The following is a 16218-nucleotide window of genomic DNA, read 5'->3' on the forward strand; positions in this document are numbered from 1 at the left end:
GCGTTCATCGGCAGTCGGGGCAGCAGCGATAATAGATAGGCAAACTGCCCTAGTCCTTGTCCCATGCTCAGAGCCGGAATCGTCGGTCTTCCTAACGTTGGCAAATCAACTCTGTTTAATGCCCTGGTTGCCAATGCCAAGGCCGAAGCGGCCAACTTTCCTTTCTGCACTATTGAACCCAACACTGGCATTGTTTCTGTGCCGGATGAGCGTTTGGGGGTGCTCGCTAAGATCAGCAGCTCAGCCGAAATCCTGCCTGCTCGTGTCGAGTTTGTCGACATTGCTGGACTGGTCAAGGGAGCCAGCCAAGGTGAAGGGTTAGGCAATAAATTTCTCGCCAATATCCGCGAGGTCGATGCCATCGTGCATGTGGTGCGCTGCTTCGACGATCCAGACATCATCCACGTTGCTGGCTCAGTCGATCCGGCGCGTGACATCGAGACCATCACCCTAGAACTGGCCCTCTCTGACCTATCTCAATTAGAAAAGCGTATCGAGCGGACTCGTAAAGCAGCTCGCACTGATAAAGAGGCGAAGCTTGAACTTGAAGCACTGGAGAAAGTCCAGGCTGTTCTCAACGATGGCAAGCCGGCCCGACTGGCAAACTTGACCGAAGAAGAAGAGAAAGCCACTGCCTTCATGGGCTTTTTGACTCGTAAGCCGATCATCTACGCAGCCAATGTCTCTGAAGAAGACCTCGCCAATGGCAACGGCTGGGTTGATCAGGTGCGTGAGCTTGCGACTAGTGAAGGCTCCGAAGTGGTTATGGTCTCCGCACAAGTTGAGGCCGAGTTGGTCGATCTGTCAGCTGAAGAACGGCAGGACTTCCTCGAATCGCTTGGCGTGAGCGAAGGCGGTCTGAAGAGCCTGATCCATGCCACTTATCACCTTCTGGGCCTACGCACCTACTTCACCACAGGTCCCAAAGAGACCCGTGCCTGGACAATCCATGCAGGCATGGTGGCTCCTCAGGCCGCAGGTGTGATTCACTCCGATTTTGAGCGGGGTTTCATTCGAGCCGAAACCGTAGCCTATCAGGACCTAGTGACCACTGGATCAATGAACGCAGCTAAGGAAAAAGGCTTGGTTCGCAGTGAAGGCAAGGAGTACGTCGTTCAAGAAGGCGATGTGATGCTGTTCCGCTTCAACGTCTAGATCTGCTTAGCTCAGGTTGAATTGGCAGAAGACAGCCTCAACCTGAAGCGAAACTCCCATTCTCTATCTTTAGAGACATGGGCTGCTAGCAAGTAGTTCAAAGCTGCTCAAAAGCTTGGTACGAGGGCAGCTGCGATGGAATGCTATGCTCCCTTGTAATCGAGCTCACTCGGGCTTGTGCCAGGGATCACCAATAGCATGTGACGCTTCTCACGGGTTGAGATACGTAACAGCTTCACACTATTTTTATCGGGGCTTTACCTATGGACTAGCGATGTGATAGCCGAGTCTAAACCCTAAGAGGAAAACACAGTGAGCAATGCCAAGCATTACCCTGTCTTAGCTTCAAGACCAGCCGGACTGACTGGCCAGGGATTAATCAGCTACCCAGCCGCAGGTGCTCAATTCAACTCCACCAGCGCAAAACGAGAAACCATGAGTGAGTCTGGTGTTTCTCTAACAGCAGCCGGACTGACAGGTGTCATTCTTCTAGGGATGACCATCTTAACGGTGACGCTTTTGCCGGTCATGCTAGCTGTTCAGGTTTGGCAGAAGTTAACTGACCAAGATTAAGTCCCAAAACTAAGCTCTAAGACTAAGCCTGCCAAGATTGAACCTTGTTGTGCGCTCTGCCCCCAGCAATATAAGGCAGGGATAATTGCCGGGGGCAGAGCAAGTTTTTTCTCTACAAGCTTAATTTGAGAGCTTAAGAGTTTAGAGGTTGAGAATTTCCCCTTCTAACTAATCCTCACGCTTGAGAATCGGGAAGGCGATTACGTCCCGGATGCTGGCAGAGTCTGTAAGCAGCATGACCAGGCGGTCGATGCCCATCCCCATCCCACCCGTGGGCGGCATACCGTATTCCAGAGCCATTACAAAATCCTCGTCCAACGGCTGCGCTTCTTCATCGCCAGCCGCTTTCTTCTCGGATTGCTGCTTGAGGCGTTCGTATTGCTCCACGGGGTCGGTTAGCTCTGAGAAGCTATTGGCGACTTCGCGGCCGACAATAAACAGCTCAAACCGTTCTACTAGGCCCGGTTTATCTCGGTGGGGCTTGGCAAGTGGCGAGATCTCCACTGGATAGTCGAGCACAAAGGTCGGCTGGATCAGGGTTGGCTCGCCCTTTTGCTCAAAGGCTTGGTTGAGCACGTGACCAATGCTGGTGCAGTTGTCTAAGCCGTAGATGCCTGCAGCCTGGGCCGCTTGCTTCGCCTCATCGACGCTGCTGAACTGGGTGAAGTCCAGACCAGTTAGCTCCTTGACCAGATCGTGCATGGTGACTCGACGCCAAGGGGGTGTCAGGTTAACAGGAGTGCCCTGGTAGGTGAGATGAAGGGTGCCTAAGACCTCATGAGTGGCATTAGTAATCAGAGCTTCGGTCAGGCTGATCATGTCGGTGTAGTCGGCATAAGCCTGATACACCTCGACCGAGGTGAACTCTGGGTTGTGGCGGGTGGAGATGCCCTCGTTGCGGAAGATGCGCCCCAGCTCAAACACCCGTTCAAAGCCGCCCACCACCAACCGCTTCAAGTGCAGCTCGGTGGCGATGCGCAGGTACAGGTCCATGTCCAGCGCATTGTGGTGGGTGATGAAGGGACGGGCATCTGCGCCGCCAGCTTCGGCTTGGAAGACGGGGGTTTCGATTTCGATGAAGCCCTGGTTCTCCAGATAGCGCCGGAGTGCGGACGTGATCAGGGCTCGCTTGCGGAAGGCTTCGCGGCTTTGGGGATTGACGATCAGGTCTACATAGCGCTGGCGATAGCGCTTTTCAACGTCAGTGAGGCCGTGCCATTTGTCGGGCAGGGGCCGCAGGGATTTAGTGAGGATGGTGTAGTCACTCACGTAGACCGAGAGCTCGCCCTTTTCGGTGCGCTTGATCGTGCCGTGTACACCGATGAAGTCGCCAATATCGGAGAGCTTATCTAGACGCTTAAAGGCGTCCTCGCCCATGTGCTCGGTGAGGCGCTGCTTCTCTAGATAAAGCTGAATCGTGCCGGTTTCGTCCTGTATGGTGCAGAAGGCCAGCTTGCCCATGAAGCGACGGGCCATGATTCGCCCGGCCACTGACACTTCTAGGTCAGCCTCTTCGCCGGTTGGCAAGTCGCGGAACTTATCCTGCAAGACCTGGAGCGTGTGGCTGCACTGCCAACGGTAAGCGTAGGGATTCTGGCCCAGTTCTCGCAGTTGTTTGGCCTTCTCCAGGCGAGTGGCGCGGATTTTATCGAGAGCGGACTGATCTTCTGGTTGAGGCCGATCGGACATGACTCAAGGACTAACAGGCAATACCACAGTGTAACTTGGCACTAGAACGCAGCGCCTGTGAGCAAGGCTGATTCAGGCGCGGCACTGAACTACTGAACTCAATAGTGCAGATTCCGGTTAAGCACTAGTCAAGCAATAGAATCACCTCAGAATCACCCCAGCCGGGTACCGTCCAACCGGAGGTCTAGCGTCTATACTGTCGGCAACCAATCGACGCTGGGCTCAGGAATTGGCAACTGGGGAACGGGCGCAGATCTTTATTAGTTATCGACGCTCTGAGCCGGATCAGTCGGTGGCGTTGGCGGTTTATCAGGCGCTGGGTCAGGACCATGAGGTCTTTATTGACCAGACGATGACTGTGGGCACACGCTGGGCAGAACGCATTGAAGCGGAGATCCAACGCTCGGATTATCTAATTACGTTCATCTCGGCGCAGTCAGTGACTAGTGAGATGGTGGTGGCGGAGATTGAGAAAGCCCATCATCTCAGCAAGCAAACGGGCAAGCCGGGAATTTTGCCGGTGCGCTTGGCCTATACGGAGCCGTTGGTTTATCCGCTGAGCGCTTATTTGAACAGCATCAACTGGGCTTTCTGGAAGGATGAGCAGGATACACCACGACTGATTGCAGAATTGCAGCGGGCGATTGCTGGGGCAGGCTTGGCAGTTGGGGAACTGAACAGCCGCGCCGCTCAGCTTCCAGAAGGCGAGCCCCCAGAAGGCCAGCCCCCAGAAGGCCAACCAGACCTGGCGCGTCCCTTGCCCTCAGCTCAGCCGGTGTCGCTGGAGCTGCCGGAGGGGACGATGGATCCTGAATCGGCTTTCTATGTGGCGCGTCCGTCTGCGGATCCGTTGGCGCTGGAGACGATTGCGCAGCAGGGCGTGACGATCACGATCAAAGGCCCTCGGCAGATGGGCAAGAGTTCGCTGCTGATTCGCACGATTGGGGCGGCGGTTGAGGCGGGTAAGCGCGTGGCTTTCCTGGATTTTCAACTGTTTGACCAGGCGGCACTGGCAGATGCGGGCCTATTTTTTCGCCGCTTCTCCACTTGGCTAACTAGGAAGCTGAGACTTACCAACCGGATAGAGGAGTATTGGGCTTCGGGGTTGGGCCATAGTCAGTGCTGCACCGACTATCTGGAGTGTTACTTGCTGGAGGAGCTGGCTAGCCCATTGGTGCTGGCGATGGATGAGGTGGAGTCTGTACTTGATACAGACTTCCACACCGACTTTTTTGGCATGTTGCGGAGCTGGCACAACAACCGCGCCATTACTCCGATTTGGAAGCGATTGGATCTGGTGCTGGTGACTTCGACTGAGCCTTATCAGTTGATCGAGAACTTGAATCAGTCGCCCTTCAATGTAGGTCAGGTGATTGAACTGGAGGATTTCACGTTGGCGCAGGTGGCTGACCTTAATCTGCGGCATGGACAACCTCTGAACCTGGAACAGGAGCGGCAATTGATGACGCTGTTGGGCGGGCATCCCTATCTAGTGCGGCGGGCTCTGTACTTGGTAGCTAGTCAACAAATAACGGTGGCAGATCTGTTCACCAATGCCACAGCCGACCGGGGACCACTTGGCGATCACCTGAGCTATCACCTGTTCCGTCTGCACGAAAGAAGGGAGCTAGTACAGGGCTTGCTTCAGGTGATCCGTAACCAGACCTGCCCTGATGAGCGCGTGTTCTTCCGGCTGCGCGGGGCTGGCTTAGTACGTCGCCAGAACCAGCGAACCGTGCCGCGCTGTCAGTTGTACGCAGAGTATTTCCGGGAGCATCTGCGTGGGTAGTGGATCTCCGTCGCGCGAGGACTCAGCTCAGGCGGGAGGAGGACCCCCATCCCCCGCGACCCGCGAGCGGGGAGGAAGGGGAGATAAGGATCTAACTCCCCGTTTCCCCACACAAACCCAAATCAAAAACCAACCTCCGGCCCCCCTCTCCCCGCGGGGGAGGGGCTGGGGGAGGGGTCTCCACCTCATTAATGAGCCTCTGAGCTGCATTAATGAGGTTCTGAGCTTCATTCACGAGGCTTGGAGTTGCATTAATGGGGTTCCGAGGCTCATTCACGAGGTTCTGAGGCTCTCTAGAGAGGATCAAAGCCTCATTAATGAGGTTCTGAGGTTCATTAATGAGGTTCTGAGGTTCATTAATGAGGCTTGGAGCTTCATTCACGAGGCTCTGAGCTTCATGCGCGAGGTTTGGAGGCTCTTTAAAGAGGATCAGGAGCTTCATTCGTGAGGCTCGGAGCTGGATTGGGCAGGGTGAACGCTAGTGTGCTGGCCCTCGGAGAGTAGGGGTTGAGGAGAGGCAGATGACCCGAGCGAGTATCTACACAGTTGGCGGTACGGTGCAGGCGGGCAGTGGCATTTATATTCCGCGTCAGGCGGATGAGGAGCTGCTGAAGCTGTGCCGGGAAGGGGCGTTTGCCTATATCCTCACGGCTCGTCAGATGGGGAAGTCGAGCTTGATGGTGCGCACTGCGGAGCAGTTGGCCAAGGAGGGCATTCGCTCGGTGATTGTGGACCTTCAGAATTCGGGAGGGCAGATTACACCGGAACAGTGGTACCTCAATTTCGCGATGCGGCTGAAACGACAGCTCCGTTTCAAGGCTGATGTGTTGGCTTGGTGGCGGGAGCGAAGACATCTGAGTGTTTCCCAACGCTTAACACTATTTTTTGAGGAGGTGTTGCTGGCTGAGGTTGAGGAGCGGGTAGTAGTCTTTGTTGATGAGATTGACAGCACCCTCAGTCTTGACTTCACGGACGATTTTTTCACCGCTATTCGCTATCTCTACGTGGCACGAGCGCAGAATCTAGTCCTTAAGCGGCTCTCGTTTGTGCTGATTGGCGTAGCAACCCCCAGCGACTTAATACGCGACCCTTGGCGCACGCCCTTCAACGTTGGGCAACGGGTGGATCTAACCGATTTTAGCTTTGAGGAGGCGCTGCCTCTAGCGGCGGGGTTGGGGCTGGCGGAGACGGAGGCCAAGCGGGTGCTGGATTGGGTGCTGAAGTGGACGAATGGCCACCCCTATCTCACGCAACGGCTGTGTCGAGTGGTGGCAGAGGCAGGCCCCCCCGGCCCCCAATGCTGGGGGGAGAACGGAGGGAGGGTGTGGCTAATCGCCCAGTTTCAGGTGGAGCGAGAGGCTTGGTATCCATTGGCCGCTCGGTCTGGGGGAAGGTAAAAAACTCCGGTTCCCCCCAGCATTGGGGGGCCGGGGGGACCTGGACTGAGGCGGCGGTTGACGGTTTGGTGAGCCGCACTTTTTTTGGAGCGCAGAGCGAGCAAGACAATAACTTGCAGTTTGTGCGGGACATGCTGACCAAGCGAGCGCGGGATCCGGTTGGTGTGTTGACGACTTATGGCGAGATTCGCCGGGGTAAGCGCCCGGTGTTGGATGAGGAGCAATCGCTGGTTAAGTCGCACCTCAAGCTGTCGGGGGTGGTTTGTCGGGCCGATAATGCAGTGCTGCATGTGCGCAATCGCATTTATCGCACGGCGTTTGATGGCCAGTGGGTTCGGGAGAATTTGCCGGGGACTTGGTGGGACCGGATTAAGCCTGCGCTGCCGGTGATTGTGGGTTTGTTGTTGCTGTCGTTGGTGATGGCGGGGTTGGCGGGGTATGCGCTTCAGCAGCGTCAGATGGCTCAAACGCAAGCTGTGATTGCGCAACAGCAGACCCAGATTGCTAATAGGCGGTTAGAGGAAGTCAACCGTCAACGTCAGGAAGCCCAGAAGCAAGCTCGGATTGCACAACAGCAAACCAAGAAAGCCCTGGACTTGCAACTGGCAGCGGATCAACAGCGCCAGGAAGCCCAAAAGCAGACCGGGATTGCGCAACAGAATGCGCGAGAAGCCAACCAGCAACGGCAAGCGGCACAGAAGCAGGCTGGAATTGCTCAGCGCAATGAGCAAGCAGCCAACCGAGAGCGCCAACGAGCCGAGGAGCAACGCCTGGAAGCCCAGTTGCAGGAGCAAGGAACCTTGGCCAGCATCCTGCTCAATACCCAGCCCGTGAATGGTACCCTGCTGGCAATTCAAGCCGCAGGGCGAAGTTTAGCGGAATTTCAGAAGGTTCTCCCCCCGATCCAATCCAGCCTGCTTAATGCCGTCGAAGCATCCAGGGAAAAAAATCTCTTTCGAGGTCATCAGGATCCTTTAGTCATGTCAGTCGCCTTCGGTCCCGACGGGCAGACCATTGTTAGCGGCGGTGGAGACAAGACTATCCGACTGTGGGACCGGCAGGGTAAACCCCTAGGCCAGCCCTTCCAGGGGCATGGGGATGATATCAATTCTGTGGCCTTTAGTCCCGATGGACAGACCATCGTTAGTGGCAGCAGTGACAAGACCATCCGACTGTGGGACCGACAGGGCAACCAACTAGGGCAGCCCTTCCGGGGGCATCAGGAGGCTGTCTGGTCTGTGGCCTTTAGTCCCGATGGACAGACCATCGTTAGTGGCAGCAGTGACAAGACCATCCGACTGTGGGACCGACAGGGCAACCAACTAGGGCAGCCCTTCCAAGGGCATCAGGGTTGGGTCAGGTCTGTGGCCTTTAGTCCCGATGGACAGACCATCGTTAGTGGCAGCAGTGACAAGACCATCCGACTGTGGGACCGACAGGGCAACCAACTAGGGCAGCCCTTCCGGGGGCACCAGAAGGCTGTCAGGTCTGTGGCCTTTAGTCCCGATGGGCAGTCCATTGTTAGTGGCAGTGTTGACAAGACCATCCGACTGTGGGACCAGCAGGGCAAGCCGTTGGGTCACCCATTCCAAGGGCATTGGAGCTGGGTTTTTTCTGTAACCTTTAGTCCTGATGGACAGACTATTGTTAGTAGTGGTAACGACAGCACCATCCGACTGTGGGACCGACAGGGTAACCAACTAGGGCAGCCCTTTCAAGGGCATCAGGGTTCTGTCTGGTCTGTGGCCTTTAATCCTGATGGACAGTCCATTGTTAGTGGTGGTTGGGATAGCACCCTGCGACTGTGGGACCGACAGGGCAAGCAGATAGGGCAGCCCTTCCAAGGGCATCAGGAGGCTGTCTCGTCTGTGGCCTTTAGCCCCGATGGGCAGACCATTGTTAGTGGCAGTTTTGACAACACCTTCCGCCTCTGGGACCGACAGGGCAAGCCACTAGGCCAGCCCTTCCAGGGGCATGGGGATGATGTCAATTCTGTGGCCTTTAGTCCCGATGGACAGACCATTGTTATTGGCAGTGATGACAACACCCTCCGCCTCTGGAACCGACAGGGTAAGCAGATAGGGCAGCCCTTCCAAGGGCATCAGGGTTGGGTCAGGTCTGTGGCCTTTAGTCCCGATGGACGGACCATTGTTAGTGGCAGTGATGACAACACCCTCCGCCTCTGGAACCGACAGGGTAAGCAGATAGGGCAGCCCTTCCAAGGGCATCAGGGTTCTGTCTTGTCTGTGGCCTTTAGTCCCGATGGGCAGACCATTGTTAGTGGCAGTTCCAACAGGACCATTCGCCTCTGGGACCGACAGGGCAAGCAGATAGGGCAGCCCTTCCAAGGGCATCAGGATTGGGTTAGGTCTGTGGCCTTTAGTCCCGATGGACAGTCCATCCTTAGTGGCAGTGATGACAACACCCTCCGACTGTGGGACCGACAGGGCAAGCAGATAGGCCAGCCCTTCCAGGGGCATCAGGAGGCTGTCAGGTCTGTGGCCTTTAGTCCTGATGGACAGTCTATTGTTAGTGGCAGCAATGACAAGACCCTCCGCCTGTGGCAGGGCGGCACTTGGCAAGCTGGGCTGCGAATTGATTGCAATCGCCTGCGCAACCACCCGGTTATGCGCGAACCCAAGGATGAAGTTGCGCGAGGAGCCAAAGAGACCTGCCAGCGATATGTGTGGAGCAAGCGTTGAGGCGAGTTGAGCCGAAAACCTCAGCATCAATTGCAAAGCTAAGAGCAAAAGTTTGAGCAATTCGAGTTGTGCAACCTGGAGTTTGAGGCGGTTTGCATGGGGAATGAACCTCGATAAAAGGCGGTGGGTGTTTGTAAGGGCGAGAAAACCTCGCCCCTACCGTTGGGTGTGGCGAAAGATCAAAAGTGTGGGGGGAAGGAATTGATTAGAGACAACAAAATTCTGCGTTTGCCTCTTGCGAAACCACGCCAACTACTGTAGGTTTCAATCTCAGTTCAGTTGATGAACGCTACCTAGGAACTGATGGACACAGCCCTAGGTAGCTGACCCCCAATCGCCTAAACGGTTGGAGGCTGAGGAGAGTGTAGCACCCGTGTTTCACGAACCGAGGCAGGCGCAGGTAGGCTGAACTGCTCGCTCTGTGCTTGGTTCTTTAGCTGGACAGTTTGGGGTAATTCATTAGACGAATTACCCCTCTCCCTCCCCTACAAATATTTGGAGACATCCGCAATGCACCTGACCCAGGTGTTACAGCCGCAGATTTACATTTCCTGGAGCAAAATCGCCCAGTATTTAGGCATCCCCGACTGGATGATTTACCGCATCGAACACTGGCCGCATCAGCTCTTTGTGCATCGTGCCAACCGAGGCGGCCAATTCCTCAGCTATCGCGTCTTTAGCGACTGGGCCGAAGCCTGCGCCAAAACCATCCAGGCCTGCGCCGACCTGCGCATCCTCACCTGGCTCGGCCAAGTCATCAAACAAGACTGCCAACGCTTCACCTACCCCCAAACCACCCTCGACCACTGGCGCACTCTCTGGCGACAACGCCACTACCAACTACGCCTACAAGCCACCGCCCCACCACCGCACTCAACCGAATTGCCTCAACAACTCAGCCCCCAACCCCTAATCGAGTCACACCCAGCCAAAATCAACCCAGAAATACAATAGGACCCAAAACAAGACAAACCTACAGCCTTAGTCACTATTCAACCCTCCGCTCTACAACACAGCATCCAACTTGAACAGCCAGAAAACTATCGGTCTGACATTGCCATGAACTTACCCCCCCAACTCCAGCAAGAAGCCGAAAAGTGGGCAGCACAACAGGGTATTTCACTAGAGCAGTTTATCCTTAGGGCCATCACCGAAAAAATCGGCAACCTCAGCCAGCAGCTTGACGATCCAGCCTTTCCTGAAATTACACAGCGCCAGGGTGCCAGTGGCCTCTTAACTCCAGACCTGCGCGGCACAAGAGTTCGTGTACAGACCCTAGTCGTTGCTGCTCAACAATGGGGATTACCTGCCAACCAAATTGCTGCGGAATACAGCCTGACCGAAGCACAAGTGAACGCTGCCTTAGCCTTTTACGAAGCCCATCGCGCCCAAATCGACACCGCAATTACGGTTGAGCAAAATCTAGAAGCAGCCAATGTCTAGCCTACGCTTGCATCTAGATGCCGATACATCAATCAAAGCCTTATAAGCTAAAGAGCTTTTCCTATTCCATTTCTAAATCAATAATCGGCTGACTACGTACAGTTAAGTAGCGATAAATATCGCCAAAAACATCGCGTCGCAGATAAGGATAATCGCTCACCCAAACATCAACATCGGGCAGATAAGCATCAGAAATACGATTAATCCGCTCGAACTCTGGCTCATCCGACATCAGCAAACAGCAAACAGCTTGACGACGACTAATCTGTCGATGTTCCGGCTTAAATGGCACCTTCAGCGCCGTTGTCCAAAAGCCATCCTTATCGCCAATCTCCAAATTCAGAAACGGCTTGCGCTCATGGCTAACCACTAGCCGCCCCCGGTCATTTACCTTCTCTCGCTTCTCGACAATCTCCTCCGTGCCCCAAACTCTCACCACCTCGCCCTGCCAGAACGCCGCATACTGCGGTGCCCGAAACCGACGATTGCGCTGCGCAGCCCAGTAGATCGGCCCCCACAGCCAGTAGAGAAACGAGATCATGCTGAGCAAAAACATCAGCGAGCCCAGGCCAAAAGACAAAATCCAGAAACCGACCACCCCCAGGCACGACACAGCCACTCGCCGCAACACATCCTGCGGCGTCCCCCAGTAATACTGATACTGGTCTCCCGTTGGCACCAATGGGCAAACTTCTTCGATTTTGGTACGTCTCAGCGGCGTCAACATGAACTTCACAAACTGGCAGCTTTAGATTGAGCCTAACATTTGGGCTCTGGACTACCCGCCTCAAGGTCTTCCGGGACAGCATCCTGAGTCAGTGGATCTACAATTAGCCACTGCTCCGGGTCCAAGACGCGGCGACAGTTGGGGCAGGGGCTACGGGTAGCAATGCCAGTATGGATAGAGCAGACGATCAACTGACCGTGGTGGAAGAACACCCGGTAGCCGCAAAAGGGACATTCCTGGACAAGCAAGCGTACCAGCAAGGTTAGCGCTTCCCACTCTAGTGAGACCGACTGGATGCGGTTATCCTACCGCAGTGTTCGTAGCTCCGATGTCACAAATTGAACCTTTAGGGTGCAGCGATCAGCATCTCCAGCCAGCCAATCTACAACTCAACCCGAGAAATTACGGATAAAATAGCGGAAAGCGGTGTGAGATTCTACTCTCGGGAATTGATTTAGGGTGCAGCCGGAGGGTTTACAGAAAAAACACTAAACCCTCAAGAAGATTACATCCAAACTCTGACTAAAACCCGGGAAATCACGGGTAACAAAAAATTAGAGAGTGAACTCTAATTCATAAGCCCTGGTCGTTACGGCCTACTAGTATTAATCGAGCAGGAGCCCCGCGCGCCGTGAGTTACTGTCTGGCCCCCGAGTGCCCTTCACCCCAGAACTTAGAAGCCCAGGATTACTGTCAAACCTGCGGTTCGCCCTTGCTGCTCAAAGGCCGCTATCGGGCACTTTCCCGCTTGGGACGAGGCGGGTTTGGCATTACCTTCTTGGCCCGAGATGAAGACCTACCTTCTCAACCCAAATGCGTCATTAAGCAATTGCGTTCGGCAAGGCGAGCCCCCAGAGTCTTCGAGGTTGCCTGTCGCTTATTTGAGCGCGAAGCTGCTGCTTTAGAACGGCTAGGACGCAAAAGCAGTCCAGTCGCTTCTCAAATTCCCCAGCTCTTTGCCTACTTCGTAGAGCAGGGACAGTTTTATCTGGTCCAGGAGTACGTCGAAGGCCAAACATTAGCCCAAGAACTCAAGCGCAATGGTCCCTTCAAGGAAGTACAGATCCGACAGATCCTTGAGGAGTTGTTGCCCGTATTAGGCTACATCCATCGGCAAGGCGTCATCCACCGAGATATCAAACCTGCCAACCTAATGCGCCGCACCAACCAAAACCTGGTGATGCCCCCCTCACAGGCGGAGACAATGGTTCTGGCATCGGTCACCTCCCGTCGTCTGTCGGCCTCCTCTGTACTGACACCGACCCCCGCGCCTGCGTCTGTAGACGCTGACCCGGACGGCAGGCTAGTTCTGATCGACTTCGGCGCAATCAAAGACGCCAGCAACACCAAGCTGCAATCCAGTGAGGGCGACACTCAGAACACGCTGATTAACAGCCCTGGGTTCTCCCCGCCCGAGCAGCTCTCTGGCCTGCCTGTAGGCCCGACCAGCGACCTCTACGCCTTGGCCGCAACCTGTGTCAACCTGCTGGCAGGCTGCTCTCCCAACAGCCTGTACGACCACAACACCGGCATCTGGACCTGGCGCACCCGCGTTCAGATCAGCGAGGGACTAGCGGACGTTTTGGACCGCATGTTGAGAGCTGCGGTTATCGAGCGCTACACCAGTGCCGAAGAAGCATTGGCAGCTCTTCAGAAATGTCCCAAACCTCAAGCGCCTGAACTGGCTAAACCCAAAGAGCGCTCGACCGCCGCTCGCAACTCCCGCACCCGTAGCCAAACGCCAGCAAAGCAGCCCTCCGCCAAGCGCAATCTCCGCCAAGTCTTACTACTCAGCATCCTGGCAGCAGGTCCCTTTGCGGGTTGGGGATTAGCCCAAGCCAAGGCGCCCTTCGGGGCTGAACCTCTAAACTTGGCGACGTTGCAGGCCCAACGGCTTTTGAGCACCTCTGGAAATCTAGTACAGATTTCAACTGCCAACCTGGATCAGTTCCTATCGCGGCTTGGTTTCGGGTCCCCTTCCCCGCAACAGACCCCGACTGCTAGCGCCCCGGTAGCAACGCCAGTTGCGCCCCTGATGACTCCTCCTACCCCTAAGGGGTCTGGCTCTGCCCTGGCAGCTACCGGTCCCGGCCCCTTTAAAGATACAAAAGGTCACTGGGCTACTGGCTACATCAAGGCTCTAACCCAAGATGGCATCATCTCTGGTTTTCCAGATGGTCGCTTTCAACCCAACGCCCCGGTGACACGCGCCCAGTTTGCAACCATCGTGCAAAAGGCCTTTCAACCCGAGGCCCAGCGTCCCAAGCTAGCCTTCAAGGATGTCCCGCAGAACTTCTGGGCCTCCAGGTCTATTCAAGCGGCTTATCAGAGCAGCTTCCTGTCTGGTTACACCAATGAGCGCTTCCAACCCAACCAAAACATCACCAGGGTCCAGGCGTTAGTGGCGCTGAGCAACGGTCTCTCACTTATTTCTACAGACCGCAGCGTGACCGATGCACTCGGTCAATTTCAAGATAGAGACCAGATCCCGACTTACGCTGCCTACCACATCGCTGCGGCGACTCAAGAGCAATTGGTGGTGAACTATCCTGACCTCACCCGGCTCAACCCGAACCGGGCTGCAACTCGCGCAGAGGTAGCTGCCTTCGTCTACCAAGCTCTGGTACGTAGCGGCAGGGTTCAGCCGCTTGATTCTGCTTATGTCGTCGCCAACAAATCTGACTCGGCTTCTGGGCCATTGATCAGCCCTCAGTGATCTCTCTGCAATCAATCCTGATCAACACAGCTTGGACTGCTAAGGGGGGATTAGTGAGTCAGGATGTTAGGTTCAGCAGTGAAGTTTGGCAGTCAAACAAGTGCAAGCCCAAGCGAGTAGAGAGATCCTCGCAAACTCTAACCCCGCGAACACTGTTACCTCGGCCATCCAATAGGGGTGAGAAGACACCAATCCCCATTTGGTTCGGCACTACGGCAATGATGCCGCCGCAAACCCCACTTTTGGCTGGTAGACCCACTTTGTAGGCCCACTCCCCCGCAAAATTGTACATGCCACAGCTATACATCACCGTGAGAATGTCTCTGACATAGCAGGGCTGGACGGCACGTTCTTGGGTGATTGGGTTAATGCCGCGGTTGGCTAAGGTTGCAGCCATCACTGCCAGATCGCGGCAGTCCACCATCAAGGAACATTGCTGGAAATAGAGGTCCAGCGCTTCATCAATGCGTTCGTCGATCATGCCGAAGTTGCGCATTAGATAGGCCATTGCCCGGTTGCGAAACCCAGTCGTGCGCTCTGACATGAAGACAGAAATATCAATCACGACATCGTGACCGACATAGCAGCGAAACATATCGAGCATGCGGTTGAGCCGTTCAGTAGGGCCAACTCCCTTGAGCAAGCTCGTGGTGGCAATCGCTCCTGCATTCACCATGGGGTTGTAGGGGCGTTTGGAGTGTTCATCCAGCACGATGGCATTAAAGGCATCGCCGGTGGGTTCTACACCAACTTTGCTCAGCACAGCATCGCGCCCGTGATCCTCTAAGGCCAAGCCGTAGACAAACCCTTTAGAAATCGACTGAATCGTGAACAGTTGCTCAAAATCGCCCACAGTGTAAACCTGTCCATCCACGGTGATCACACAGATGGCAAACCAATCTGGATTAGCCTTGGCTAGTTCAGGAATGTAATTGGCTAGATGGCCTTCACACAGCGGTTGATACTTGCGGTGCAAGTCCTCGAGAAAACGTTGGAGAGGCCCTCGGTCAGCCTCTATAGAGTCTGGCTTTTGGCTCATAAGCCGGGCTTGTACCTTGAGGTGAGCTAGCAGATAACCTTCTTTGAGCTTAGAGGGGTCACAACCAACCCGATGGTTATCCTCAAATGGCAGGATATCAGCATGGTCACTTCCTATTCGATTGCTTACCTTGGCCCAGCCGGTACCTTCAGCGAAACTGCAGCTCTGCGTTATCTAGAACTGCTGAATCCGGAGCAGATTACAGGGCTCTGTCCCTATGCCAGCATCCCTCAAGCAATTAAGGCCGTAGCTAGGCGGGAGGTCGAACGCGCCATTGTTCCAGTTGAGAACTCGATTGAGGGTAGCGTCACCACAACCCTGGATACACTGTGGGCGCTAGACGGGCTACAAGTCCAGCAAGCTCTGGTGTTACCAGTGACCCAAACCCTAATCTCCCGAGCAGTTGACCTCAAGCAGATTCAGACTGTTTACTCTCATCCGCAAGGTTTGGCCCAGTGCCAGCAGTGGTTAGAGCAGAACCTGCCTCAAGTGCAACTGATTCCCACCAGTTCCACAACGGAGGCGCTTGACTACCTCGACAACCCCACAATGGCGATGATTGCCGCGGAGCGAGCGGCGAGCCTATACAATCTGCCCATCCTGGCGCGGGCGATTAATGACCACCCAGCCAACTGCACTCGCTTCTGGGCACTCAGCTTGCAAGCAGCGACGGGTGGTAGCCATACGTCTTTGGCTTTTAGCGTTCCAGCTAATGTCCCTGGTGCGCTGATGCGACCGCTCTCGATCTTCGCTAGCCGCCAGATCAATCTCAGCCGTATCGAATCCCGCCCCACCAAACGCTCGTTGGGGGACTATCTGTTCTTTCTAGATCTAGAAGCTGATGCTAACGAGGAGCGGGTCCGCTCTGCCATAGAGGAATTGCGGGCCTATGCTGAAACCCTCAAGATTTTTGGCAGCTATTCAGTCCTGTCTTTGGCCCGCCCTGTCACCTCAGAGCCCTAATTGCCAACCAGCGTCAGGTACACCG

13 protein-coding genes are annotated in these 16218 nt (G+C 55.2%); 9 read left to right on the forward strand and 4 right to left on the reverse strand.

Going from position 1 to position 16218, the window contains the following annotated elements; translation table 11 throughout:
* Positions 1-63: 63 nt before the first annotated feature.
* Together ychF and H6F94_RS28330 are read left to right on the forward strand one after the other, a co-directional pair.
* A complete protein-coding gene (ychF, locus tag H6F94_RS28325) occupies positions 64-1155 on the forward strand; it encodes a redox-regulated ATPase YchF (RefSeq protein ID WP_190805607.1) in 1092 nt (363 codons plus the stop codon).
* Positions 1156-1467: 312 nt separating this feature from the next.
* Complete coding sequence (locus H6F94_RS28330; protein WP_190805608.1) at positions 1468-1728, forward strand: hypothetical protein; 261 nt, start codon at positions 1468-1470, stop codon at positions 1726-1728.
* A 168-nt stretch (positions 1729-1896) separates the two neighbouring features.
* On the opposite strand, the gene lysS is transcribed toward H6F94_RS28330, so the two are convergent.
* A complete protein-coding gene (gene lysS / locus H6F94_RS28335; RefSeq protein ID WP_190805609.1) occupies positions 1897-3417 on the reverse strand; it encodes a lysine--tRNA ligase in 1521 nt (506 codons plus the stop codon).
* Between the two features lie 229 nt (positions 3418-3646).
* On the opposite strand from lysS, the gene H6F94_RS28340 reads away from it, so the two are divergent.
* From H6F94_RS28340 to H6F94_RS28360, 5 genes are all read left to right on the forward strand, one after another.
* Entirely contained in the window at positions 3647-5206 is a 1560-nt protein-coding gene (locus H6F94_RS28340; protein ID WP_242041447.1) for an AAA-like domain-containing protein, read from the forward strand.
* Between the two features lie 521 nt (positions 5207-5727).
* Positions 5728-6603 carry an AAA-like domain-containing protein gene (locus tag H6F94_RS28345; RefSeq protein WP_190805610.1) on the forward strand — a complete coding sequence of 292 codons (876 nt, stop codon included), beginning with the start codon at positions 5728-5730 and terminating at the stop codon, positions 6601-6603.
* Positions 6567-9305: a WD40 repeat domain-containing protein gene (locus tag H6F94_RS28350; RefSeq protein ID WP_199320691.1), complete on the forward strand. Its 2739-nt coding sequence runs from the start codon at positions 6567-6569 to the stop codon at positions 9303-9305. Before H6F94_RS28345 ends, H6F94_RS28350 begins: the two co-directional genes overlap by 37 nt.
* A gap of 510 nt (positions 9306-9815) precedes the next feature.
* On the forward strand, positions 9816-10259 hold the full coding sequence (locus H6F94_RS28355) for a hypothetical protein (RefSeq protein WP_190805612.1): 444 nt from the start codon (positions 9816-9818) through the stop codon (positions 10257-10259).
* A gap of 105 nt (positions 10260-10364) precedes the next feature.
* Positions 10365-10748, forward strand: coding sequence for a DUF433 domain-containing protein (locus H6F94_RS28360; RefSeq protein WP_190805613.1), 384 nt, complete (start codon positions 10365-10367; stop codon positions 10746-10748).
* A 61-nt stretch (positions 10749-10809) separates the two neighbouring features.
* Here the strand turns inward: H6F94_RS28360 and H6F94_RS28365 are convergent, their stop codons facing one another.
* Both H6F94_RS28365 and H6F94_RS28370 read right to left on the reverse strand, forming a co-directional pair.
* A complete protein-coding gene (locus H6F94_RS28365) occupies positions 10810-11475 on the reverse strand; it encodes a DUF8619 family protein (protein WP_190805614.1) in 666 nt (221 codons plus the stop codon).
* A gap of 32 nt (positions 11476-11507) precedes the next feature.
* Complete coding sequence (locus H6F94_RS28370) at positions 11508-11735, reverse strand: hypothetical protein (protein WP_190805615.1); 228 nt, start codon at positions 11733-11735, stop codon at positions 11508-11510.
* Positions 11736-12106: 371 nt separating this feature from the next.
* On the opposite strand from H6F94_RS28370, the gene H6F94_RS31855 reads away from it, so the two are divergent.
* Positions 12107-14191 carry a serine/threonine protein kinase gene (locus tag H6F94_RS31855; RefSeq protein ID WP_199320692.1) on the forward strand — a complete coding sequence of 695 codons (2085 nt, stop codon included), beginning with the start codon at positions 12107-12109 and terminating at the stop codon, positions 14189-14191.
* 58 nt (positions 14192-14249) lie between these two features.
* Here the strand turns inward: H6F94_RS31855 and glsA are convergent, their stop codons facing one another.
* Positions 14250-15230: a glutaminase A gene (glsA, locus tag H6F94_RS28385; RefSeq protein WP_190805616.1), complete on the reverse strand. Its 981-nt coding sequence runs from the start codon at positions 15228-15230 to the stop codon at positions 14250-14252.
* 102 nt (positions 15231-15332) lie between these two features.
* On the opposite strand from glsA, the gene pheA reads away from it, so the two are divergent.
* The gene (gene pheA / locus H6F94_RS28390) at positions 15333-16193 is read left to right on the forward strand and encodes a prephenate dehydratase (RefSeq protein WP_190805617.1); all 861 of its coding nucleotides are present in this window, start codon (positions 15333-15335) and stop codon (positions 16191-16193) included.
* Positions 16194-16218 lie beyond the last annotated feature (25 nt).

Source organism: Leptolyngbya sp. FACHB-261 (genome assembly GCF_014696065.1).
Taxonomy (GTDB): Bacteria; Cyanobacteriota; Cyanobacteriia; order FACHB-261; family FACHB-261; genus FACHB-261.

Excerpts from the sequence above, each read along its gene's own strand:
- ychF (WP_190805607.1), top strand. The coding sequence starts at position 64 with ATGCTCAGAGCCGGAATCGTCGGTCTTCCTAACGTTGGCAAATCAACT.
- lysS (WP_190805609.1), bottom strand. The coding sequence starts at position 3,417 with ATGTCCGATCGGCCTCAACCAGAAGATCAGTCCGCTCTCGATAAAATC.
- H6F94_RS28345 (WP_190805610.1), top strand. The coding sequence starts at position 5,728 with ATGACCCGAGCGAGTATCTACACAGTTGGCGGTACGGTGCAGGCGGGC.
- H6F94_RS28355 (WP_190805612.1), top strand. The coding sequence starts at position 9,816 with ATGCACCTGACCCAGGTGTTACAGCCGCAGATTTACATTTCCTGGAGC.
- H6F94_RS28360 (WP_190805613.1), top strand. The coding sequence starts at position 10,365 with ATGAACTTACCCCCCCAACTCCAGCAAGAAGCCGAAAAGTGGGCAGCA.
- H6F94_RS28365 (WP_190805614.1), bottom strand. The coding sequence starts at position 11,475 with ATGTTGACGCCGCTGAGACGTACCAAAATCGAAGAAGTTTGCCCATTG.
- glsA (WP_190805616.1), bottom strand. The coding sequence starts at position 15,230 with ATGAGCCAAAAGCCAGACTCTATAGAGGCTGACCGAGGGCCTCTCCAA.
- pheA (WP_190805617.1), top strand. The coding sequence starts at position 15,333 with ATGGTCACTTCCTATTCGATTGCTTACCTTGGCCCAGCCGGTACCTTC.